The following is a 23,457-nucleotide window of genomic DNA, read 5'->3' as shown; positions in this document are numbered from 1 at the left end:
AAAGTTGATTAAGCTTTGTTTGCTGAATTTAACATTTCACAAAATGAAGATTCTAAATATTTCTTAAACTGAGAAATAAGAGCTATTTATTGAATAGTTATACCCTCATAATTCCAATACTTATTCATATTGCTCAAAATAGTGTGGCAAATTTGTGGCAAGACTAACATTGTGCCTAATCAAAATTCAAGTAGAAGTGATTAGCTTCTATGATTTCTTTTTGAAACTCAACCACCTGATTGCCTTTAAAACTTCTAAAAGTTTCTAATATAATTTTTGAAATATACAATGTTTACTCTCCTTTTTATAACGGATATCACCTTATTCACTTATACTACATTTTATATATCTAAACTTTAGAAAAAAACAAAATAAAAGCACCTAAAATAGATGCTTAAACTTTTTTATACCGAATTAATTATTCACAAAATCAAGGATATCATCTCTCCACCTAGAATCAAAGTTTTGTGGAATTGCATCATAAGACTCTTTAATTTGCACTAACAAATGCGAACTATTAGGCGCTTCCGATAGCAGTTGCATAAGCTCATTATTTTTAAGAGGCATAATTCGCACATTTTTTACTGTCCGTCCACCTGTTGTAACTTCTCTACTTGATTTAAGAGGGACACTTGCAATCGCTCTCCATATATTTATAGTATTATCATCAAGTTCATCCGCGACAAATAGTGTTGTTACTGGTTTCGCTTCACTATCAATAGTCAAATTTGTAGCATGACGAAGAACCGGCTCCCATTCTCCTCTTTTTTGAGTATTTCTATCCATTAAAGTTACTTCAATTTGAACTGTCTCATCGTCATATTCTGCAATAATATCCCCATAGCCTCCTCCAGCAAATTTTTCAGGTAGAAAATCAGCAGTCATAGTCAGGTTGAAACTAGCATGAACATCATATTCCTTATCACTTAAATAATACCAAGCTAAACCAATGATATATTCATAAATTGTTGGTACAGAAGATTCTACACCAACCATATTTTTAATAATCTGGTCTTTACTTCGGTCAGAGAATAATGGTAAAATTTCCATTATTCTTTCTTTTGGAAACCTGTCTTTAATAAAGGCTACAAATTCAGTTGATACTTTTGATTTTAATCCTTCTTTAACTTCTACAGCATTACCTAATCCTAAATCATCTACAATTGAGCTAATTTTAGCTAACAATTCATCTTCTGATTGATTATAAATTTTACTCAAAGAAATATTTTCATAAAAAATTGAAGTTTGAGAAAGTTCATAAATTTTCATTTCCTCCAGTGTTGAAGAAACAAAAATACTCTCTTTTAATGTTTCAACATCAAAAAATTTTTGCCACAATTCCCTAAAAGCTAACTCTACAATTCCATTTTTACTATGGAAAACGCCAGTACCTAATACTACTTTTCTAAAATTTCTATTATATTCACGTACATCAGAATTTCTTTTACTATATTTAAACTCTGAGTAATAAGTTGCATTATTATCTCCTGAGTTTAAATAAACACTATCTTCATTCAAATCAATAAATTTAGACAATTTTGTTTGACGAGTATTATAAACTGTGGATTTCCCACCAAAAGCTGTTTTTATTACTGGTCCTTTACTCTTGTCTTTTAACAGACTAATAAGCAAGTCAAGATTTGCTTGAGTTTTATCTTGGACAAACTGACGATTTATGAGATAAAATTCATAGTAAATTTGAGTTTGGCTTGAACTTTTTTGACTCGTAAAATATTTTTGAAATTCCTCATACTCCATTGTTCCTCCAATGCGAGGAAAAATATTCTCTACCCCTGAAATTTGAGAATTGTATAATAATTGTTTTTCTTCAAAAGTTGAAGATAATACCTCATCAATGAACGCATCTACATCAACAGGAAAATAAGGAGTTAAAAGTTCAATCATTTTGAATAAGACAGTATCAGACATACGAACATTTTTCAATAAAACGTACATCAATAAATTAAATGGTGAGTAATATTTTAAACCATCACTTGAATAAATTCTTAACTTTGATAACTGTCTCAACAAAATTAGGTTAATAGAATTAATTGGGAGTAATTCTTCAAATTTATCTAAGTTATAAATTTTTTCTTTTAAATATGCCGCACCTACAGCAGAAATTTTTCTATTTTTGTAAGTGAATCCTATTTTTACCAAGTTGCTAGTATAATGTCTCGCCCTCGCTTCAAGATTTTTATCTAAATCAATGAGAGCTAGATTTCCACCATCCAAGTCTAAAAACTTCTCTTTGTCTAATCCATAGAATGATTCTTCATATTCTTGGATTTCTAATAATTTTTCAAAATTTTCTAGTTTATTAAGCTCTTTGAAAATCTCTGGACTTGATTGAACTGCTTCTTTATAAAAAACATACTGCCCAATACTTTTAGGAAAACTATCCCATTCATATTTACCACTTTCAAATTCCTCATTAAGAATTGAAAGATAGATTGTGTAGGCATCAGTTAAATCTTTTCGCCTACCATTTGTATCCCACATATTAAATTTTGAATCTTTATTTTTTAATTTCATAAACAAGCTTTCATCTGTGATTGATTTACTTAATTATACCAAAAAATCAAGAATACTAGTTTCCTGACTAATAGTTTTTTATTAAGACCTCAATAGTCTCTGAATGTTTAGCTTTTGATTGATAATTGCTGTTGTTATAATCAAACTTCAAAGGAATTTTTGAAAATTTTCCATATTTTTTACTCCACTCAACCAACTCGTTATTTATTTTCCCTTTATGTACTACTACATTAGATAAAGCAAATTTTGCACCAATAGAATCAATCTTATCTAGATAATCAAATAAATCTAAATCATCTTGAGTGGTCCAACCACCTCTTTCATTATAAGCAGCGGTTGTAATTCTATAAGGTGGATCAGCATAAATAAAGTCATCCTTACTGACATCAATAATATTACGAAAATCTTGATTTCGAAAATCAAAATTATTGGAAGACAAAACTTCTTGAAAAGAAATAAGTTTTGATTTCATCTGTGAGTTAAAATCTCTTTTTCCAACTGGTAAATTAAATTGCCCTTTTGAATTAAATCTTACTTGATTATTGAATCCAAACACAATTAATAAATAGAATAAGATATCAATGTCTTCCGAGACTGACATATTATAGTCATCTCGTAAAATTTTATATTTTTCTTTATTAAATGCACTAACATCTCTTTTATCCGTTAATAAATATGGCTCATATCCATATTTTTCCGTATCTGATAATCCATATTTCCCAATGTAAAAATAAATTTTTTCAAGGATATTATCTATGTTTTCTTTACTCAAATAATTTAACAAACTTATGACATGAGGTTCTATATCATTAACTACAATATCTTTACCTATATCATAATTCTCCAATCGATATTCTCTTGCCATATTTACTGATACAACCCCTCCACCAGCAAACAAATCAATAAATCTTTCAAATTTATTTGCTTCTGGAAATAATGGGAAAAGTTGCGGTAATAATCGATACTTTCCACCAGTATAGTTCAAAGCACTTTTAAGAAATGGATTTTTCAAAACATCACCTACTTTACTTTACATAGATATAGTAACTCTTTATGGTTTTTTATTTCAGATTTTCCAGTTGTGAATGGGCTAAAATCTGTTTCAAAAACTTCTACATTTCCTTTAATTTCCAAAGTATCAAAAATCTCTTTTCCTGAAATTTTAGCATTAGATCGAGAGTTTCCTTTTTTCTCCATGTTGTTATAAGAAACCAAGATATATTTTGCACTTATATTCGAAATTAAATCACTGAATGCCTCTGGAGCTTTAGACTTTGTATATGCAGAGCCCTTTTCAGAACGATTAACAGCTTTACGAGCTACTCCTTCGACTTCTGGCTTCTTCCACTCAGCAATATTTTCAAGAACATGATAAGCATTCTCATACCCTCTAGAATTATATGGAGTATCTATATACACTAAATCTGCTTCAATTTCTCTTACAAGTTCATTCGCATCCGTGTTAAAAATTAAATTTTTTTGATGGCTTTGAGTAATATCTGGAACTCTCAAAACTAAGTTATTATTCGTATCCATCTTTTTACGATAAGCATCAAAATGTCCTACTGTATTCGCTATTTTATCCATTGCATAAATCAATGAAGTAAGTAAAATATCCTTTTCTCTTTGCTTTAAATCCTTATTACCAGCAATAGATTCTCTAATTCCGTCTATTTTTTGAGAATTCTTTATACTAAAATATCGATCCCCAAAATTTTCAGTTACATAGCCACTAAAGCCTACTTCCCTATTTAATTCATCAATTATTTTTTCAATTTTATTCATATCAATATTTTCGTTTCCAAACCAAGTATTGTAACTAACAAAATTGCTGTAAAGTAGGTCATTAACAATGATTTTTTTTCCTTGTTTAGAGAATAGGTCAGCAACAACCCCTGTTCCACCAAAAATATCGGCAACTGATTGAACATTTTGGGTTTGCTTAGAAACTACGTCAGAAATAAAATTCAACATCTTTTGCTTACTACCTAAGTAACGTCTATTTTGAATTTCCAATTTTCTATTTGATGATAAAACGTGACGTTGATTCTCTGATTTCAACTCAACTATATTTTTTACTTGTTCAATGTTCTTTTCTAACCATAAGTAACCCTTATTATCTTTTTTAGGACGCTCAATCTCTCCATGTCGGATATAATTTTGAAGCGATTGGCGAGTTATATTTAGTTCCATTTCAAGTTCTGCTGTACGCATCATAGGCATCGCTCCTTTTTTACAATGAATTAATTATATCACTTCTATAAGAAAATTTCTATTTTCAAAATTTGAAATGCCTACTGACAATTAAACCGCAATAGAACTACATAAAAATGATTCAAATTACGCATCAAGTTTCTATACAGCCTTTATGGCAAACTCACATATTCCCCACCATCAAGGTCTAAGTTACTACAACAAATTTAAAAAACTGAACCCGACTATCTAAAGTCTTTGTAACTCTAAACATTCCAGCTCCTGTACTATCTTTTTCTTGGTATTTCACATCAAATGATGCTTCTGTAGGAGATTGTTGCCCATTCCCCTTTGGATTATTTAAAATATAATCATCTGGATTATAACCTGTCATGACAAGGAATTTTTTAATATAATCAAAAACATTATTTTGATTTAAACCACTTTCTTGTTCTAAAGTCTTTCTTTTTCAGCTTTAACCTTTGCTTCCTCCTCTGCTTTAGCTTTTTCATCTGCTATTGTTTTTTTATCTCATCCAACTTCTTTTGAAAAGTAACTTTGTCTTTTTCCTGATATTTATCTTTTAAATTATCAATAGCTTTTTGAGCATTTAATAAATCTGCTTCTGATTTACTAGAATCTGCCTTTTCAACACCTATTTTAGTAGAATTAATTTCTGATAGAAGCTTATCTAATTTTTCTATTCTCCCTTTTAGAACCTTTTGGGCAGAATTTTTAAGCTTCTCAATAAATTTATTAGTATTTTCAATATCTATATTTTTTCTGCTATTATAAGCTAACTTAACCGCTTCATCAGCACTTGCTACCAATTTATGATAATTCTTATCACATTCCAGTTTTACTTGTTTATCATGCTCAACTTTTGATTGGTGAGCAAAAGGTAAAACACCTTAAACATCATAGCGAAACAGCTCTAAAATAAAACTCCACTTCATAATAAGGTGGAGTTTATATTTTTTAAAAGCCGAATGAATTAGCAAGAATTTCATCTTTTTTACTTTTTTTATCTTCATTTTCCCGTTTTTCTTTATAGTCTCGTAATTCTTCCAACTCTTTTTCAATGACAGATATATTTTCGTTATTATTCCACCATGCCAAGTGCTCAACTTCTTTTTTTAGTATTTTAATACTTTCAGGTTTATCTATTTTTTTTACTACAGGTTGTTCATATGCCAAAACATCTAGTACAGTATCACTTGAATCTACTATAAGATAGTGTTTCAAGTTATTTGGTTTATATATATCAATAAAATATTCATCTAGACTCTTTATACGATCAGAACCCTCTATCAAACAAATATTACTTTTCAGTTCTTTCTCTACTGTTAATTTTGAAAATCTTAATCTATTTATATCCATTATTGATTTCTCTATAGAAATGACATGCGTAAAAACTAATTTATAGTATTCTTTAGCAGACAAACCATTATCATCCTCAGTTTCAAAAGTAATATTAACCCCCTCCTCTTCTTCCCATATATCTATTATTACTAATATTTTATAAATAAATTCACTATCAACTACTCTCTCCATAATCCCTCCTAATATCTAACTTTTATATTTATTGATTTATCTACCGAACTCTGAATTTCTAAAGAAGGTGCTCCTCCTACAGAACTTCCAGGATGAAGATTAACAATATCTCCATTAGGCAATTCTCCTACTATTGTTCCATTGGGATAAGTCCTAACATTCAAAAGGTTCAAGGAATCAAAGTCTTTTTTAGCTGCTTCAACTCCCCTCACAGTTGAATTAAAATTATATAGAGAACCTTTTGGATTTGTAAATACTTTACTTTTTAAAACTCCAATAAATTCTTTACTGTCCGTTATTTTCTCTAATTCCGATAACTCACTTATCCCTTCAATGGCTAAAACAGCCCCACTCTCCGCAGGATTAACAACTACATTTTCTTGAACTTTAGATACACTTGCCATTTCTTCTGGGCTGGCTTGTTTACTTACTTTAAAACTTGGAAGATACCCGCCAAGTTGTGTTAAAACAAAGTTTGGCTCTCCATTAATAAAATAGTAAGTATTTGTTTTTTCCCATTCCCAGCCTTTCTCAATATATTTCGAAACATCAAGATGACCAGCATTGTCCAATAAGAATTTCATTAATTGTGCATTTTCAATCAAAGAATCTATAGGAAAAACATCTCCGGCGGAATGACTATTTGAATTAATTGTCGCTAAAGTTTTGAGATAAGCTTCAAGCCCTTCTTTTGTCCATCCCTGTTTCTGTAGTGTCTTGAGGATATCTGAAACTGACAACTCATATTTATCTCGGTCTTTATCTGTCAAACCTTTAACATCGAGCCCCTTGAGTAGCTCTTCTCGTTCTGCTTCATCATCTGAAACTAAGGCTGAATCCAATTTTTGATTTGTGAGCGTTTTGTACCAACTCATATCAGAATCTGCTGGCATAGAAAATTTTCCGTTTGAATCGAATCGTCCTTGATTAAGTGCCTTAACACCTTGCATGGCACTTTGAAAAACAGTTAAACTGTCTTGAAATAAATGACTGGTACTCGAAGAAAATTCATGTAAGATTCGAAGTTTATCGTCAATTTCTTTAATTTCATTAGCAAAATGTTCTGCGACATTTTCTAGTCGTTTCCCCTCATAGAAGAGTGCTTCCGCTACATTTTTAGCTAAATCGCCTAACAAGGTATTATTAAACATCCCAATTTGAGTCACAACTGTCGCTTGCTGTTGTTGTTTAATCTCTTTTAAATGATTCAATTTCTCTTCATCATAGATTGTGTCGTTAAAAGCATTAAAGGCAGAACTTTGAGACTGAAAGACTTGGATATCATTTTTAATATCTTCCGTTGCTGATTCTAATTTTGAAAGCACAGGTTTAACTAGACTAGTAAAAAGTGTTCCTACAGCATTGTAAGCTTTTCCTGATAATTGAGCTGAACCTCCATTTACCATACTGATTAAATGGTCGCTTCCGTCTTTTAATCGACTTACGATTTCATTCGCACTTGAAACATTATGATTCATAGTCGAAATGAAAAGTTGACCGTCATTTTTATTATACTTTAATCCCACGGCAAAGCTTTCCTCTCTTTATGAAGTTGGTCAATATTATCTTGAATTTTCATACGTGCTTGACCGTAACCTTGATTAATAAGTTCCGACTCAGTAGAAACAACACGCTGAACTTCTTGCCTTACCGCTTGAAATTCTGCCTCTTTCCAGCTTGTATTTTCTCCCTCTTGTTGAGCTTGGTCATACAATTCTTGTTCTGCATTAAATAGACGATTCATTTCACTATGAAAACGTTCAAGTTGATTCTCTTGGTTTCGATATTCTCGGTTTATTTCATCAATTTGATTTTCTTTAAAAAGAATCTCGCGACTTAACACTACTCTTTCATCTGCACTTTTATCTCTCAAGCTAGAACCCCCAATTATTAGCATCAGCGTTATCTCGATATTCCATTGCCTGCGCTAGTCCTTCAACTTTATCTGCTTGCTTTTGAATACAAGTAACGAGTTCACTCACATCTTTAAGCATTTGATTGTTCAGATTCTTCCCTGCTTTCATGCACGGAATATTACTTCCTGCAAATTCAAGGTGTTCATTTTGAATTCCTGAAGCTTCAACTCCTGTCAACTTAGAAATTGCACTCTGCGCGGTCATGACATCGGAACTAATCCTTGATGTTCCCATAGATGTAAATCTCCTTGTTTTTTTATTTAATTATCATTGATTTTATTTTACTTTTTTTGACAGAAGTTTGCAACCGTTTTTCTAAGATTATAATAAAAAAGTGAGGCATAACTCACTTTTCAATTATTTATTATTTAATTTATTAACAAAGTTTAGTTGAAATGGAAGCAAAAATATTTATTTTTTGTAATCTGAAGCTTTCTTCAATTCCTTATTCATTTCAACCTTATATCCTTCACGAATAAATAGTGGTAAACTCAAGAAACTATGGTTTTCTTGGAACCATTGACCCTTAGATTCTAAGACATCTTCCATTCCCTCATCTTTAACAAGTCGCGTCCATTTTCCTTTGGGGAGATAAAATCGTGCATTTCCCTCTTTGTTAAAGATTGGCGCAACCAATAGGCTATCTCCAAGCATATACTGTAAATCAAGAGAATAAGTATTCGGGTCATTTTCAAATTCTAAAAACATTGGACGAACTAAAGGAATCCCCAGTTTAACAGCCTTCTCTGCCTGACTATAGAGATAAGGCATCATTTGTACCTTTAGTTTAGTAAATTTACGAGTCACTTCCACCGCTTCTTCATCAAATAGCCACGGAACACGATATTGAACATTCCCATGATAACGTGAATGTGAAGACAATAACCCAAACTGTGTCCAACGTTTGTAAAGGTCTGATGGGGTTTCTTCTTCAAAGCCACCAATATCATGACTCCAGAAAGTAAAACCACTTGTCAAAAATGAAAGTCCGCCTCGTAAAGTATCAGCCATGGATTGGTAATTTGAAACATTATCTCCCCCCCAGTGTACTGGAAATTTCTGACTTCCTACCGTTGCACTACGAGCAAAAACAACGGCTTCCTCTTCTCCTTTTTCCTCTTTAAGCACCTCATAAACGGCTTCATTATATAGATAAGTGTAATAATTATGCGCTCCTGCTGGATTAGAACCATCATAAAACTTAGCATCATACATTGGTACACGTTCACCAAAATCTGTTTTAAAGCAATCGACTCCCATTTTTAGTAGATTTCGTAATTTTTCTTTATACCAAGCTACTGCGTTAGGATTTGTGAAATCAATATATGCATTCCCTGCTTGCCATAAATCCCATTGCCATACCTCCCCATCCTCATGGAGAATAAAATAACCTTTCTCAGACCCTTCCGCAAAAAGAGGAGATTTCTGAGCAATATAGGGATTTATCCAGACACAAACTTTTAAATTCTTTTTATGGAGACGCTCTAACAGTCCTTCTGGATCTGGGAAAGAATTCTTATCCCATTCAAAATTGCACCATTCAAAACCTTTCATCCAGAAACAATCAAAATGGAATACATCAAGTGGAATATCTCTTTCCTCCATCCCTTCAATGAATTTCATTACTGTTTCTTCTGAATAATCTGTACAAAACGAAGTAGAAAGCCAAAGCCCAAATGTCCATGCTGGAGGTAAAGAACTTCCCCCAGTCAACTTGTTAAATTTACCTAGAACATCTTTTGCACTTTCTCCTGCAATAATATAGTATTCTAGACTCTCTCCCTCCGTTGAAAACTGTACTCTCTGAACATTTTCTGAGGCTACCTCAAAGCTTGTAGGTTGGCTTTCATTGACAAAAACCCCATAATATATTCCACTATTTTCATCAATTCCTGGTTTACATGCCAAGTAGAATGGAATATTTTTATAGGATTGTTCTGAACCTGTCCCACCATCTTTATTAATGATATCGACTGTTTGACCATTCTTTACAAAAGGAGTAAATCTTTCTCCAAATCCATAAATTTTTGTATCCACATCAAGATTTAGCATTTCACGCATATAGTGCTTTGGACGAACTAAGTTTATTGAAGATTGTTGCACTTCATTGATACTCATTTGACTTCCTGCTACACTTAGCGGGTACAAAGCGCCAGTTGAAATATCGTCAATTGAGGCTTGAGCATTAAGTTCTGAAGCGGTGATTTCTTGATTTTTATATTTGAAAGACATACGAAATTCAGTATTAAGAGATACCTCAACTGATAGATTTTCAGTTGTTAGAGTCGCAGTTCCAGATTCTATCCCTGCTCCTTGACCATCAACTCCCCCTGGTATTATACTAACTGTAGGCTTAACTTCTTCTTGTGTCACTATCTCATAATCAGGAGTCTTATCTTTTCTTTCAAAGTGCGTTAATCTTATTCCAACAATATCTTTAGCAGGTGAGAAAACACGAAGTGTGGTATTCCCAACGTTAAGCATATTTCCTCGTTCTCTAATTTTAGAGTACGTAGCGAAAGCCTGCAAAGCATCATTTCCTTCTTCATCTACTATTTTTTTTGCTTCATAAGTTTCTTTTGGATTCTCTATTCTATACTGTTCTTTATTAAGCCAGTAGCCATCTGTAAATTTCATTTCTATTATTCCACCTATTCTTTATATTAATTCACGAGCATGTTTAGCCTCAAGTTCCGTAGTCATTTGGTCTTGAATTTTATCTACATTGTTAAAGGCAAGAGCGATAGCTGACAAAATATATCCTCCTAAAGGAATCCAGATAAAACCTAATGATATCGCTTGTAGAGCTGAGCTAGATTGAGCTACATTACTCGTAGTAGCAACGTAACTTCCAGCCGCAAGAACTGCGGACAATATCATTGAACCTAATCCCATTCCAAGTTTAGCTGAAAATGAAGAAAAAGAAGTCACAAATCCCTCAGCACGGATTCCATTTTTCCATTCTCCATAATCTACAGCGTCAGCGAGCATAACCGCAATTAAACCACCAATAAGTCCTTGGCTGAGATAGAAAATACAAGTTGCTGAGATAATCAACGTAACATTGCTTCCCATCTGTTCAGAGAAATACATTACAATTTGAGAAATAATTGTTCCTAACATTCCAATCATCATTGTGTTTCGCTTACCAATACGTTTAGCAAGAAATGGGATAAGTACTGTTGTAGCAAGTTGTAGTACTGTTGCAAGGAGTGTCATGGAACCCAAACTCTCTTGACCTAAATTATATTTGAAGTAGTAAGGAAGTGCACTTGAGCGAATTGCAAACGACCCCCAAAATACAAAGTTTATGAAAATAATAATCATCCAAGGATAATTCTTATTAATCGCTTTAATACTTTCACGCATTGGAACTGAACGTTTTGAATCACGAGTGACAACTCGTTCTTTAGTTCCTTTAAATGCTATCATCATAGCGACCACAGTGATTGTTCCCAAAATTGTAGCCCAAAGTGTCCATCCAATGCTTGAATTTGTTCCTGATTTTGAATCACCAAACATCTTTCCAATAAAAGCAACAGCTGGCAAAGTAAGAGGGAGAAAAATAGCTGAACCCATATTTCCAAAAAATTGACGAATTGTTGAGAGGGTTACTCTTTCTTGAGGATTAGATGTGAGCGTAGGCAAAATAGAAGTCACTGGAATGTTAATTGCTGAATAAAGCACTTTTGCCCCAATGTACGCAATATAAATCCAAACAATCTTAGCAATTTCACTCCCCATGATAAAGCTTGGTGCAGAAAATGACATCACACAAAAAATAGCAAAGGGAATTGAAAACCAAAGCCAATAAGGACGAGATTTACCCCACCGAGTGTTGGTTCTATCAATAAATTGTCCCCAGATAAGCCCATCAAACGAATCAATAATTGCTGAGAGTGCAAAAAGTCCTGTTGTCGCTGCTACTGCAATTCCAAGAGTATTGGTTGCAAAAATCAAAAAGTACGTCCCAACGATTTGAAAAACTGTATTACAACCAAAATCGCTAAGAGCATAAGCAAAACGTTCTTTTGTCGGAACCTGATTTTCAGATTTTTTACTTACTTTTGAGGTCAAATTCGCTGTGTTCTCCACAACTTTCATTAGTATTTCCTTCTTTCGAATTTAGTATTTAAATCACAAACCAATGTTACCGCTTTCTTTTTGTTTTTTCTTGTAGATAGTTATGATAAAAAATGGTAAATATTGCTATTTTCACCTTGCTTTTTCGTCTTCTCTAGATTTTTTATCTTCTTGTTCATGCATACTATTTCGCTAATTATATTTGAAAGCAATTTACTAAGTTACGCTATTACTCTAAAATTCTTTTATTCGTAGATTGATAGCATATTTAGGATTTCTAATGGATTTTGTATTTGACATAATTTTTCCATTAGCTCCGGAGATTGACTTATATAATGAATCACAGAAAATAATTTCTTGAATTCAGGATTCTTCAATTCTTCTTTTTTTACCGCAATTAAGATAACTAAGCGAATTAACTCGCCATTCCAATTCACTGGGTCTTTTAGTGTGGTAATTGAAAGTGTAGATTTACAAACAAAATTCGGATTAGCATGAGGGAGTGTAATTTCGGATGCCACACGAGTACTTGAATATTTATCTCTCTTTAACACTTCTGATACAAACTGCTCCTCCACATAATGATTTGCTACAAGCATTTTTCCCATGAAATTTAATATGTCTTCTGGTTTTTCTAATTCTATTTGAGGATAAATCAAAAAAGGATGAGTAAAACTTGCCAAGTCGAAATGCTTTTTTTGAATTCTTTCTCCGTGCTCCAAAAGATATTTCTCAACGTCCAATACATCACTCTCTGTAATCATTGGTGAAATAGTTATAACAGGAATATTAAAGTTAGAGAGAGCAACTGTTGAGAGTATAAAATCTAGTTCTTGAGAAACTTCAAAATTAATTCCTTCTTTATACTCAAATAGTTCCACCACTTTTATTTCAGGAAGTTCCCGATTAATACGTGCTTCTATAAAACTCGCCATTGCCTTGGAATATTCACTTATCAAACCTACTTTAAAAATGCGACTTTTTTGATATTTTTGTCGCTCAATAGAAGCTTGAAAATGAATGACTAAATAAGCTACTTCTTCTTGTGGAATAAAACCTTCTCTTTGTTTGAAATAGTCATCAACCGTTAATTGAATAACCATAAACAATTGAGGATAAGTATTAAAAACATCCTCGGTGAGCGGATTAGAAATATTTAGATTAAAATTCAACCTAAAATAAGTAGATGACAAATGGGACATCAGATTTTCTTTGAGAACCCTATCTTTACTCAAGGAATATCCCAGAATATCATCAATTTGTTCGATTAAAAAAGCTGTCAATCCTTCTGCCTCTTTATCAAAATATAGTTCTGTTCTAGAAGAAGGAAAAGTACTCGCAATTCTTAAAGCTAAGTAATTAATTTCATTGGGTGAAAAATCGATTGGATAAACGCTTGAAAGCTTTGCTAAAACCTGACTACTCAGCTCTTGAGCTTTTGTATTTTCTACCGCCTTTATTTCACTATCTGTTAGTATGACTTCGTTTTTGCTTTTCATTCGCTCCAACATGAAATAAATATGAGTTTCAATATTTAACAGGTCTACAGCACTTGAATCATCATTCTGTTGTAAGACTTCACCTACAATATTCTTTATAATTTCTAAGGTATCTTGCTTAAAAAATTCTTTGAGTGTTGGGCTTTTTGAATCTGAACGTTTCATTTCTCTAAGCGTTCTCACAAGCAATTTTCTCTTCTCTTGCTCACTTCCGATAACTTGCGTTCCTACACCTGGTCTTGATATTATTTTTATCCCATATTGCTCAAGGTAGGGTTTAATAACTTTTAAATTCTCTTGAATAGTTTTTCGATTTACGTAGAGTTGCTCAGCTAGTTCCTCCTGACTTATCTTTCCGTTTGGTAATTGTAAAATATGGAAAATAATTAATTTTTGAAGCTCTTGCTTACTGAAATAATAGCTTTGACTTTGGGAGATAGAAGCCATTAATTTTTCTTTTTCATGCGGAAATCCATTTAATCGAATTCCTGTTCCTTTTTTTCTATCTAAATTCAAGGGATAACCGTTTGAAATCAGATAATCTTCTACTATTTCTAAATCATTATACAGAGTTCTTTCAGATACTTTCAGTCTCTCTGCCAAGCTTTTCGTTATTGTATATCCCTCTTCCATAATCAGTTCATGTATAAGGGTCATTTGCCTTTTATTCACTTATTATTTTTCCTTAAACCTCGAAAATCGACATGTTAAAAAGTTTAACATATCGACTATTTTTACATTTTACTTAATAAACCTTTCACTTCATTTTTATCAGAAGCTTTTAGTAACTGTTGTCTAAAATCACTGTCCATCAATTTTCTAGAAAGTTGTTGTAGAATTTTCAGATGAATATCTTCTTTACTATTTTCTGGGACTGCAATCATAAAAATAAGTTGAGCTGGGCTCCCATCTAAAGAACACCACTCAATTCCCTTATCGCTCCGAGCAAAAGCTAATGTTGGCTTTTTAACGTAACTTGACTTACCATGTGGGATAGCAATCCCCATGCCTATTCCTGTTGTACTCTCATTTTCTCGCTCATGTATTGCAGTTTCAAATCCTTTCAATTCAGTCACATTCCCTGTATTAACTAACTCTTGAGCTAATTCCGAGATAACAGCGTTTTTACTTTGTTCTGGCAAATCAAGAATAATCGTATTATCATATAAAAGGTCTGCGATAGTTCCAAAATCATTATTAGGTTTGCTTGTAACTTGGGCACTTTCAAATGAAAGATTTTCATTTTTATTATTTGTTTCTACTGGTCCACTAACTGTTGCAAGCTGTAAGTTTGGTTTTAAAAATCTTAATACGATTACAGTAACCACAATCCCTGATACAACAGCAATAAAGAACATCGCCACATGGTCTACAGCACCTAAAACAGCAACAATTGGACCGCCATGAGCCACATGGTCTGTCACTCCTGATAACATGGCAATAACACTTCCTGTCATCGCTCCTAGTACAATACTTGGAATTGTTCTTAATGGATCTGTAGAGGCAAATGGAATGGCGCCTTCTGTAATCCCAAAAAGTCCCATTGCAAGTGAAGCTTTACCAGCTTCCTTTTCAGCCTTAGTAAATTTATTTTTTAACACTAGGGATGCCACACCTAAAGCAAGTGGAGGAATACAAATGGCAACCGCAATTGGTCCCATAATAGAATAATTTCCTTCTGCAATGAGTCCTGAACCAAATAAGAAAGCAACTTTATTAAATGGTCCACCCATATCAAAGGCAATCATTGCTCCAAGAATCATTGCCAAAATGACCTCACTTCCTCCTTGCATACTTGCGAGGAATCCTGTTAGAGAAGTAAAGAGCCATGCAACAGGTCCACCAATTATATAAATGAATAAGAAGCCAACAATTAAAGAAGCAATAATGGGAATAACAATAATAGGCATAATAGACTGTAACGCTTTGGGAATAGGAAGTTTCTTTATTCCTAAAACGATAAACCCAGCTAGAAATCCTGTAATAATTCCACCTATAAATCCAGCATTGGCAGTACTTCCATAGAGGGAACCATTGGCTGCAAGCATTCCACCTATAAATCCGGGAACCAATCCTGGTCTATCGGCAATACTTTGTGCGATAAATGCTGACAGAATAGGAACCATCAAGCCCATAGCAATTGTACCAATAGTGTTCATCGTTGCCCAAATTGTACCTGCTGGAATCTGAATACCTGTCGGGGTAGCCTTTCCACCAAGTGACAAAGAAATAGCAATTAAAAGTCCACCAGTAACGACAAACGGTACCATGTAAGATACCCCGTTCATCAAACTCTTGTATATCTTCTTTCCTAAACTTTCGTTATTTGAATCTATTCTTTTCTCTTCTGTCTCAGAACTTTGATATATTTCGGCTTTATTGTTTAAGATTTTTTGAACCAACTCTTCAGATTGATGAATTCCATCCTGAACTCCAACCTCAATCAGTTGTTTCCCACCAAATCGAGATTTATCTATCTTAGTATCGGCAGCAATAATTACCCCAACCGCTTCATCAATATCGGCTTTAGATAATTCATTTTCTACACCAATAGACCCATGCGTTTCAACTTTAACTTCAATCCCAAGTTGCTTACCAGCTTTTTCTAGGTTTTCCGCAGCCATATAAGTATGCGCAATACCTACAGGACAAGAAGTGATAGCTACAATTTTCTTCATGTTCTCTCCTTTTCTATTACTTTTTAAGTATATCAGAGCGCTATCATTATGTTAAGGGAAAACTTATTCTGTTATTACTGAAATATTTTCGCAAACCCTTACAAACCTATATAATCAAAAATAAAAAGTACTATAAATCACACTTATAGTACTTTTGTCTCAATCTAATTCTTATAACTCATCAGTTTTCTATAAAATAGAACGAACTAGAATATTAAAAAAATTTACTTTTTTGTCTTGTTATTTGATGTTAGTCGATAAGACTTTTCAAAGTATTTTGCTCAAGAGAAATCCAAAAATGTTTCACTTATCTTTTTTATTGTAATTCTCAATCGTTCGAATATCTTCCGCAAGTTTGCTAATCTTATCCATTCTAACTTTATTTCCTAAAATTTTATCAATTTCCCTTATTTTGACAGCCTTACCAGCCTCGTCAGTAGTATGATGAGTATGTTCTAAATCCCAATACAACTCATGTTCTTCACCATTTCCATAGGTCACTGTTTTCTGTCTTTCTACAAAAAGTCGCTCTACTTGTGCTAAAGAGGTCACGAAATTAAATGTATCATTGTCTCTCATGAGTTCAACAATATAATTCATAATAGAATCAATACGAGACTCTTCTTCAAACGCTTCGTTATCCGTCGCATTTAAATATAGTAAGTTATTAATAAACTGATAAGTTTCTGCAAAAAAACCATCAGTAATCTCAAAAGCATTAGTAGCAATTTTATCGTAAAACTTATTAAAGAGTTCATTAGCCTCAATAATTTCCCTTGCTTTTTTATTGAATTCATTAATGTTAGAACGGCTTATTTCTAATTCAATCTGAGTGGATGTCCCAAAAAGTTGGGCAGGTGTCGCCTCAAAAAATTCTGCAATTTTATCTAAATTTGCAAATGTTGGGTAAGCTTTCCTCTTTTCAATATTAGAAATAGTCTGAGTGCTAATATCTAATTTTTCTGCAAGTTCTTTTTGAGAGAGATTTCGTTCTTTTCTTAGTCGGGTTAAATTTGTAGCAAAATTATCAATAATATAAGTCATAATTTAATTTTATCATTTTATTTATTTTTTTCAACTATAAATATTTGACTTTCTCTTAAAATAAATTTATAATGTTTTTTATAAAGTTATAATTACTTTATAAATTATAAAAAGGAGAACATAAATATGAATGACCCACCCAAAATAAAAAATCGTCTTCGCTGGCAGGCTAAAAGACGACTTACTTAAATTTACAATTCAATTATAACATACTGACCTTTGAAAATTAAATATGAGAGAGCAACATTCGTATGGATATTCAAACCCTTGCTCATGACTTGGGCAAATCTGTTTCCACTCTTAAACGTTGGAAAAAACAAATTGAACATTTAGCGGAATATGAGTTTGAAGAAAAAACTATTCAAATTGGAAGAAATCAAATTCAAAAAGTCCTTGACTTCAATTCAGAAGAAGTCAGATGTTTCCAAAAAATGGCACAATTAATTGATTCCAAAGGTTTAGAACAAACAGTATTCGAAGTCTGGGGAAATGCACAACTTTTGACCTTAGAGCATATCCAAGGTAAACACAATCATTTAGCACAAGCTTTTATCAAATATCGATTACAAGCAAACAAACAGATTGATTCACTCAAAAAAGAAAATCAATCATTAAAAACAAGGCTTGATACTCTAACGCAAGAATTTAGAACTTATCAAGAAAACAACAAAAAGAAAAAAGGACTATTCAAATGAACAATAATAAATTAACACTTAACGACAATACTGTAAAACTCGGTGGAGTAAACCTTGATAAAAATAACTTCGATATTCCTAAAAAATATCAAGTCAATTTTGCAAAAGCTCGCTTTTCAAAAGATGGCAATAAAGCTGTTTTACAAGCACTTGATGCTGGAACCGCGCTCGTGTTAGAGCAAGCTGGTGTTGACCTTTCACAATTGAAACCTATCACAATTGAAGTTTATGGTGGACTAGACGAACTTCAAGATTACAAAGACGAAGAAAAAGAAGCCGTCATAGAATGTACAAATCCACAAGTTCGTTTACTTTGGGACATGGGAATGAGTTCTTGGCGAGGGGTTAAACTCGTAACCGATAAAATCACTTTATCTAAAGGCGAATGACTGCCACAGGATGTGTGAATGCGACAAGCCATGTGGGATGCCTGACGTCTGTGAAGCACAAGACGAGTAGGGCAGACCACATGGGAGACGATGGCGAATGAACAAAAACAGCCTGTGGAAGTCATGCCCTTACAAATAAAATAATAGGCACACATAGACAGTTTCTACGTGCGCACCATTTTAGGGCTTGTCAACAAAATGGTGTAACCTCAAACACACCAAGACTTAATAGGACTTTATCAATTTCAAAATTATAGATAAACTCTCACTTTTTTACTGTCTATGGAACTGTCAATGTGAAATCACATCGACAATTCTAGACGGTCACATTGACACTTTTTAGAAATGAGGTGTATTTTATCGAAGAAAAACGAATTAAACAATTTGTTTTTGAACAACAATTAAAAGCAGAATATTGGGATTGGGAAGCTGAAAAACTCAAACTCTTTGACGTTTGGCAGGCAAATAAGGAACTAATCTTTGAAGAAATCTATCAAAGACTTAAAACATTAGAATCTGAAAAAGTGAAGTTAGAATGTATTGCGCTTATCGTTCACTACTTAGATAAAACTGATTTGAATGAGTTAGTCTTTCCTCATGTTCATCTCTACGGCAAATATTCTGACAAAAGAACGCTTACGAGGATTGCTAAAGCATTGGGTATTAAGGTACAATATATTGAATTTCCTAAAGATAAAAATAGATATTTTGAAGAAAATCAACTTGCTTACCTTACTCATGCGCAACAACCAGATAAGTATCAATATCCCTCTCATGAAGTCGAAACTTTTGAAACACTTGATTATTCTAATTTTATTTTAATCAATACTAAAAAATTTGAAAAACAAACTGCCACAGTCAAAAGGAAACAGACAGATGAAAGCCTAGATTTAATCAATCAGCAAATTTTAAAAGGCGAACTTTTCCTTGAGGATATTTTAGCAGATGATGACTTATTTCTCCTCTACAGTAATCACAAGTTACAATTTAAACAAGCTTTTGATTCCTACGCTGAACGGTTGGCTTTTAAAAATTTAAAAGATTTAACCACAGGAAAATATAAATTGACGGTCATGTACTTTCAAGGAAAAAGCTCCCTTGGGAAATCTTATCTTGCAAGAACGATTGCTCAAAAAGTACGAGAATATGCGGAAGAAAATAGATTTAAAAGTCGTATCTACTCCGCTTCTTCTTCTAACCCTTTTGACGACTATTATGGAGAAGATATTATCTTATTAGATGATATTCGCCCTGATTCTTTACGAAAAGCAGACTGGTTGAAACTCTTAGACCCGATTAACACTTCTCGAATGTCCGCTCGCTTCACTAATAAGCAAGTGGTTCCTCGACTGATATTAATTACCAATACACAACTTCCTGAACAGTTCTTTAATATTTTTAAAGACGAAGCTTTAGACCAATATATCAGACGAATTAACTTTTGCACGATTCTATCAGAGAAACAACAAGGAAAAGGTTATGAGGGCGGTGTTTATTACCAACTCTCTCAAACCAAACGTTTATTTTCTCCAAAAGTAAGAAACATTAGCGCTTATGAAAAAGAAGAAATTAATTTTGATTTAGAAGCAATTTTTTCAACAGACAGTCAAAATGACTTTACTGAAAAACTCTTAAATCAATATCTCTTGCCTAGGATATACCCCAAAACTGAGCATGATTTTGATTTTCTAAAGCCAAAAATTATAACAAAAGAGTCCTAAAAAGGACTCCCATAGTATTTGGTAAGCACTGACTTTAGTCGGATAAGTGCTTACCTACATTTTAACACAAATGAGGTAATAAATATGGTAAATATAAAATATATTCCCGTTGAAAACTGTTTGGCAGAGTGGGGAAATAAATCAGCTGTACTCAAAAGATTTGAGGGCTTAAAAATAAAGACCCTTGATTCATATCTAACAGCAATGAGAAATGACCCTAATTACAAACAATATGTAATAAATCCAAGTCAAAAGATAGTATGGATTAATTTTGAAGGCTTATTAAAATTTTTATATTATAAACAAGAACATCGTTACAAAAGGAGTGCTTGAAAATGGATAATATAAAAATTAGTAATATACTACAAAAAGCTATTAAAGCTTCTAATAAGAAAGAATTTATTGAAGTTAAATTTCGTTCAAGTTTTAAACATCCATTGACAAATAAAAGAAGGGAATTTCTTTCAGAATGGTATTTAATCAAGGAAAAATATGAAAAAACTGGGAAAATATTTATTTCAAACCAATTAAAAAGTATTATTCAACGTGATATGCAAAATTTAGCTAATGAAATCTATCAAAATATTACTAAAGCCTCTCTACATTCAACAGAAAATATAAATTTTGAAACAATTTGGAATGAATGGGAAAATGATAGAATTCAAAAAAAGAAAGTTGCTCCCAAAACTTTAGCAGGAGAAAATGGTAGATTTAAAAATCACTTATTGAAATATATCCCTTCTGAAAGCAAATTAGAAAATATTCGTTCTGAATTAATCCAAAGTATGTTAGATACTTATTATCCTTTAGGAAATCAAAAAAGAATTGCTCAATCTTTAAAGTCTGATTTGAGTTCTATCTATAAATTTGCTATTAAGAAAAATTATATATTACCTGAACAAAATCCAATGCCCTACGTCACAGTTGAAGAAAAAGGATTGAACGAACAACTTGAACAGCTTAAAAATAAAGATATTGAAAACCATTACTTGGAAAGAAATGAATTGAATGAAGTTCTCTCCATTGTTAGAAAACATAATAGTCAATACGCTCGGATTCTTGAATTTCAGGTATTAACTGGAATGCGTATCGGAGAAGTCCTTGGGCTTAAAACCTCTGCTATCTCTTTTGACACTGGTAAGGTTAAGATTGAGCGAACTCGTGCAACATACGGGGGAGCATCAAAAGATAATTATGAAGGAGATGTAAAAAATAAACAAAGTTATCGCACAATTAGGCTATCAAAGAAAGCTCTGCTTCTACTTAAAGAAGAAATAGAGATTAATCAACACCACGTAATAGGAAACCCTAACTACCAAGATAACAATTGGATATTTTCTTCTAAAAATTTTTACAAAACCGATTTCAATGGAATTCCTCTCCATTACTCTGTAATCAATAATTTTCTTAATTCATCTGAAACAGGAAAAATTACTAAAACAGGACATGTCAAAAAAGTTGGAATAAATATTGATAAGCAACTTACCTTTAAAAAGCACATAAGTACCCACATCTTTCGCCACACATTTATTAGCCACATGGCAGAAAAAGGTGTCCCACTTCTTGCGATTCAGCGATATATCGGTCACAAGTCTGGAAGTAAAATCACAGAAGAAATTTATACACACATCACCAAGAAAACAAGTGACACAATAACAGAATCAATAGATACACTAATTGATTAATATTTATAGGACTTATCAAATAAGATATGTCCTATTTTTTGTAGCTAAATGTGGCATATCGAACTAGAAGAATAAAAAAGTCCTCAACACTGACATAATATCTCTTACAAAATATCCATTTTAATATTGATTTCAAGCCAAATTACTGCACAGTTGTGGCAAATATATGGCAAACTAACAAAAAAACGCCTATCACAAGTGACAAACGTTTATTTAATCATGTTTTAAAAGTTGATTAAGCTTTGTTTGCTGAACCGAATACGTCGATACGTTCTTCAACAGACGCAGTAATTGCATCGAAACCAGGTTTCAAGAATTTACGTGGGTCGAAAAGTTTTTTCTTCATGTATTCTGCTTCATTAGCATCAAATTCATTAACGAATTTACGAGTAGCAGCTGCGAAAGCAAGTTGGCATTCAGTATTAACGTTAACTTTAGCTACACCATTAGCGATAGCTTCTCTGATTTGATCATCAGGGATACCAGAACCACCGTGAAGTACGATTGGCACATTGTGTCCCATAGCTTCAACGAGTGCTTTGTTCAATTTTTCAAGGTGATCGATGTGAAGACCTTTCCAGTTTTCTGGGTAAGGACCATGAATGTTACCGATACCTGCTGCAAGGAAGTCAACACCAAGTTTAGCCATTGCAACTGCATCATCGATAGGAGCAAGTTCACCTTCACCAACGATACCGTCTTCTTCACCACCAATTGAACCAACTTCACATTCAACTGAGATGCCTTTAGCATGAGCTTTAGCGATTACTTCTTCAGCAAGTTTAAGGTTTTCTTCGATTGGAAGATGTGAACCGTCAAACATCAATGATGAGTAACCAACTTCGATACATTCCAAAGCATCATCAAAATGACCGTGGTCAAGGTGAATAGCAACTGGAACTGTGATTCCCATTGATTCTACAAGAGTTTCAATGAGGAGTTTACACATTTTGTAACCACCCATGTATTTAGCCGCACCCATAGAAGTTTGGATCAATACTGGAGTCTTTTTAGCTTCTGCTGCACGCAAGATAGCTTGAGTCCATTCAAGGTTGTTTGTGTTGAAACCACCGATAGCGTATCCGTTATCACGAGCGGCTTGTACGAATTTTTCTGCTGAAACGATTGCCATTTCAAAATTCCTCCGAATATTTTATTACTTACCTAGTATAGCATTTTGTGAAGTATTTTTCTAGTCCAAGCTCGCAAAAATACAAAGTAACCGCTTTATTAAGCCATTCTTAAAGAAAGATAAAAAAAGATTAATAGTTTAATAACTATTAATCTTAGCATATCCCGAGGACCGGTTTCGAACCGGTACGAAGGTTACCCCTCGCAGGATTTTAAGTCCTGTGCGTCTGCCAGTTCCGCCACCCCGGGTATTATACAAAAACTCCCACTTGGGAGAATTATCAAGCGAACGACGAGATTCGAACTCGCGACCCCAACCATGGCAAGGTTGTGT

General features: G+C 33.0%; 20 protein-coding genes and 1 tRNA gene. 5 read left to right on the top strand and 16 right to left on the bottom strand.

Annotation, left to right across the window (positions count from 1 at the left end; genetic code table 11):
• Positions 1-414: 414 nt before the first annotated feature.
• The 14 genes from IAE51_RS11385 to IAE51_RS11325 all read right to left on the bottom strand — a co-directional run bounded on the left by IAE51_RS11385 (position 415) and on the right by IAE51_RS11325 (position 17,502).
• On the bottom strand, positions 415-2,535 hold the full coding sequence (locus IAE51_RS11385; protein WP_200095545.1) for an AlwI family type II restriction endonuclease: 2,121 nt from the start codon (positions 2,533-2,535) through the stop codon (positions 415-417).
• Between the two features lie 67 nt (positions 2,536-2,602).
• Positions 2,603-3,547 carry a Dam family site-specific DNA-(adenine-N6)-methyltransferase gene (locus IAE51_RS12270; RefSeq protein WP_233611073.1) on the bottom strand — a complete coding sequence of 315 codons (945 nt, stop codon included), beginning with the start codon at positions 3,545-3,547 and terminating at the stop codon, positions 2,603-2,605.
• 8 nt (positions 3,548-3,555) lie between these two features.
• Positions 3,556-4,752, bottom strand: coding sequence for a DNA adenine methylase (locus tag IAE51_RS12265; RefSeq protein ID WP_233611072.1), 1,197 nt, complete (start codon positions 4,750-4,752; stop codon positions 3,556-3,558).
• Between the two features lie 184 nt (positions 4,753-4,936).
• Positions 4,937-5,122 (bottom strand): hypothetical protein, encoded by a 186-nt coding sequence (locus IAE51_RS11375; RefSeq protein WP_200095543.1) that lies wholly within the window; start codon positions 5,120-5,122, stop codon positions 4,937-4,939.
• 121 nt (positions 5,123-5,243) lie between these two features.
• Positions 5,244-5,558, bottom strand: a complete 315-nt coding sequence (locus IAE51_RS11370; protein ID WP_200095541.1) for a hypothetical protein — start codon at positions 5,556-5,558, stop codon at positions 5,244-5,246.
• Between the two features lie 148 nt (positions 5,559-5,706).
• Complete coding sequence (locus tag IAE51_RS11365; RefSeq protein WP_200095539.1) at positions 5,707-6,282, bottom strand: hypothetical protein; 576 nt, start codon at positions 6,280-6,282, stop codon at positions 5,707-5,709.
• Positions 6,283-6,290: 8 nt separating this feature from the next.
• A complete protein-coding gene (locus IAE51_RS11360) occupies positions 6,291-7,808 on the bottom strand; it encodes a hypothetical protein (RefSeq protein WP_200095537.1) in 1,518 nt (505 codons plus the stop codon).
• Complete coding sequence (locus IAE51_RS11355; RefSeq protein WP_200095535.1) at positions 7,799-8,155, bottom strand: hypothetical protein; 357 nt, start codon at positions 8,153-8,155, stop codon at positions 7,799-7,801. The genes IAE51_RS11360 and IAE51_RS11355 overlap by 10 nt, the downstream gene beginning before the upstream one ends.
• A 1-nt stretch (position 8,156) precedes the next feature.
• Entirely contained in the window at positions 8,157-8,432 is a 276-nt protein-coding gene (locus tag IAE51_RS11350) for a hypothetical protein (RefSeq protein ID WP_200095533.1), read from the bottom strand.
• 177 nt (positions 8,433-8,609) lie between these two features.
• Complete coding sequence (gene yicI / locus IAE51_RS11345) at positions 8,610-10,835, bottom strand: alpha-xylosidase (RefSeq protein ID WP_200095531.1); 2,226 nt, start codon at positions 10,833-10,835, stop codon at positions 8,610-8,612.
• A gap of 21 nt (positions 10,836-10,856) precedes the next feature.
• The gene (locus IAE51_RS11340) at positions 10,857-12,302 is read right to left on the bottom strand and encodes a glycoside-pentoside-hexuronide (GPH):cation symporter (RefSeq protein ID WP_200095528.1); all 1,446 of its coding nucleotides are present in this window, start codon (positions 12,300-12,302) and stop codon (positions 10,857-10,859) included.
• 224 nt (positions 12,303-12,526) lie between these two features.
• Entirely contained in the window at positions 12,527-14,452 is a 1,926-nt protein-coding gene (locus IAE51_RS11335; RefSeq protein ID WP_200095526.1) for a BglG family transcription antiterminator, read from the bottom strand.
• Positions 14,453-14,514: 62 nt separating this feature from the next.
• Positions 14,515-16,458 (bottom strand): PTS fructose transporter subunit IIABC, encoded by a 1,944-nt coding sequence (locus IAE51_RS11330; RefSeq protein WP_200095524.1) that lies wholly within the window; start codon positions 16,456-16,458, stop codon positions 14,515-14,517.
• 303 nt (positions 16,459-16,761) lie between these two features.
• On the bottom strand, positions 16,762-17,502 hold the full coding sequence (locus IAE51_RS11325) for a helix-turn-helix domain-containing protein (RefSeq protein WP_200095522.1): 741 nt from the start codon (positions 17,500-17,502) through the stop codon (positions 16,762-16,764).
• Positions 17,503-17,753: 251 nt separating this feature from the next.
• On the opposite strand from IAE51_RS11325, the gene IAE51_RS11320 reads away from it, so the two are divergent.
• From IAE51_RS11320 to IAE51_RS11300, 5 genes are all read left to right on the top strand, one after another.
• Positions 17,754-18,197 (top strand): hypothetical protein, encoded by a 444-nt coding sequence (locus IAE51_RS11320; protein WP_200095520.1) that lies wholly within the window; start codon positions 17,754-17,756, stop codon positions 18,195-18,197.
• Positions 18,194-18,586, top strand: coding sequence for a hypothetical protein (locus tag IAE51_RS11315; protein WP_200095518.1), 393 nt, complete (start codon positions 18,194-18,196; stop codon positions 18,584-18,586). Before IAE51_RS11320 ends, IAE51_RS11315 begins: the two co-directional genes overlap by 4 nt.
• A 329-nt stretch (positions 18,587-18,915) precedes the next feature.
• On the top strand, positions 18,916-20,307 hold the full coding sequence (locus tag IAE51_RS11310; protein ID WP_200095516.1) for a Rep family protein: 1,392 nt from the start codon (positions 18,916-18,918) through the stop codon (positions 20,305-20,307).
• Positions 20,308-20,391: 84 nt separating this feature from the next.
• Positions 20,392-20,640, top strand: a complete 249-nt coding sequence (locus IAE51_RS11305; RefSeq protein ID WP_200095514.1) for a DNA-binding protein — start codon at positions 20,392-20,394, stop codon at positions 20,638-20,640.
• Between the two features lie 2 nt (positions 20,641-20,642).
• Positions 20,643-21,992: a site-specific integrase gene (locus IAE51_RS11300; RefSeq protein ID WP_200095512.1), complete on the top strand. Its 1,350-nt coding sequence runs from the start codon at positions 20,643-20,645 to the stop codon at positions 21,990-21,992.
• A 235-nt stretch (positions 21,993-22,227) separates the two neighbouring features.
• Here the strand turns inward: IAE51_RS11300 and IAE51_RS11295 are convergent, their stop codons facing one another.
• Together IAE51_RS11295 and IAE51_RS11290 are read right to left on the bottom strand one after the other, a co-directional pair.
• Positions 22,228-23,124: a class II fructose-bisphosphate aldolase gene (locus tag IAE51_RS11295; protein ID WP_003131457.1), complete on the bottom strand. Its 897-nt coding sequence runs from the start codon at positions 23,122-23,124 to the stop codon at positions 22,228-22,230.
• Between the two features lie 162 nt (positions 23,125-23,286).
• A tRNA-Leu gene (locus IAE51_RS11290) sits at positions 23,287-23,372 on the bottom strand.
• Positions 23,373-23,457: the final 85 nt, after the last annotated feature.

This window comes from Lactococcus sp. S64 (genome assembly GCF_016516525.1).
Taxonomy (GTDB): domain Bacteria; phylum Bacillota; class Bacilli; order Lactobacillales; family Streptococcaceae; genus Lactococcus; species Lactococcus lactis.
The sequence above is the reverse complement of the archived record's forward strand: the minus strand, read 5'-3'. Positions and strand labels throughout refer to the sequence as shown.

Excerpts from the sequence above, each read along its gene's own strand:
- IAE51_RS11385 (WP_200095545.1), bottom strand. The coding sequence starts at position 2,535 with ATGAAATTAAAAAATAAAGATTCAAAATTTAATATGTGGGATACAAAT.
- IAE51_RS12265 (WP_233611072.1), bottom strand. The coding sequence starts at position 4,752 with ATGATGCGTACAGCAGAACTTGAAATGGAACTAAATATAACTCGCCAA.
- IAE51_RS11375 (WP_200095543.1), bottom strand. The coding sequence starts at position 5,122 with ATGACAGGTTATAATCCAGATGATTATATTTTAAATAATCCAAAGGGG.
- IAE51_RS11365 (WP_200095539.1), bottom strand. The coding sequence starts at position 6,282 with ATGGAGAGAGTAGTTGATAGTGAATTTATTTATAAAATATTAGTAATA.
- IAE51_RS11350 (WP_200095533.1), bottom strand. The coding sequence starts at position 8,432 with ATGGGAACATCAAGGATTAGTTCCGATGTCATGACCGCGCAGAGTGCA.
- yicI (WP_200095531.1), bottom strand. The coding sequence starts at position 10,835 with ATGAAATTTACAGATGGCTACTGGCTTAATAAAGAACAGTATAGAATA.
- IAE51_RS11340 (WP_200095528.1), bottom strand. The coding sequence starts at position 12,302 with ATGAAAGTTGTGGAGAACACAGCGAATTTGACCTCAAAAGTAAGTAAA.
- IAE51_RS11330 (WP_200095524.1), bottom strand. The coding sequence starts at position 16,458 with ATGAAGAAAATTGTAGCTATCACTTCTTGTCCTGTAGGTATTGCGCAT.
- IAE51_RS11325 (WP_200095522.1), bottom strand. The coding sequence starts at position 17,502 with ATGACTTATATTATTGATAATTTTGCTACAAATTTAACCCGACTAAGA.
- IAE51_RS11320 (WP_200095520.1), top strand. The coding sequence starts at position 17,754 with ATGGATATTCAAACCCTTGCTCATGACTTGGGCAAATCTGTTTCCACT.
- IAE51_RS11315 (WP_200095518.1), top strand. The coding sequence starts at position 18,194 with ATGAACAATAATAAATTAACACTTAACGACAATACTGTAAAACTCGGT.
- IAE51_RS11305 (WP_200095514.1), top strand. The coding sequence starts at position 20,392 with ATGGTAAATATAAAATATATTCCCGTTGAAAACTGTTTGGCAGAGTGG.
- IAE51_RS11300 (WP_200095512.1), top strand. The coding sequence starts at position 20,643 with ATGGATAATATAAAAATTAGTAATATACTACAAAAAGCTATTAAAGCT.
- IAE51_RS11295 (WP_003131457.1), bottom strand. The coding sequence starts at position 23,124 with ATGGCAATCGTTTCAGCAGAAAAATTCGTACAAGCCGCTCGTGATAAC.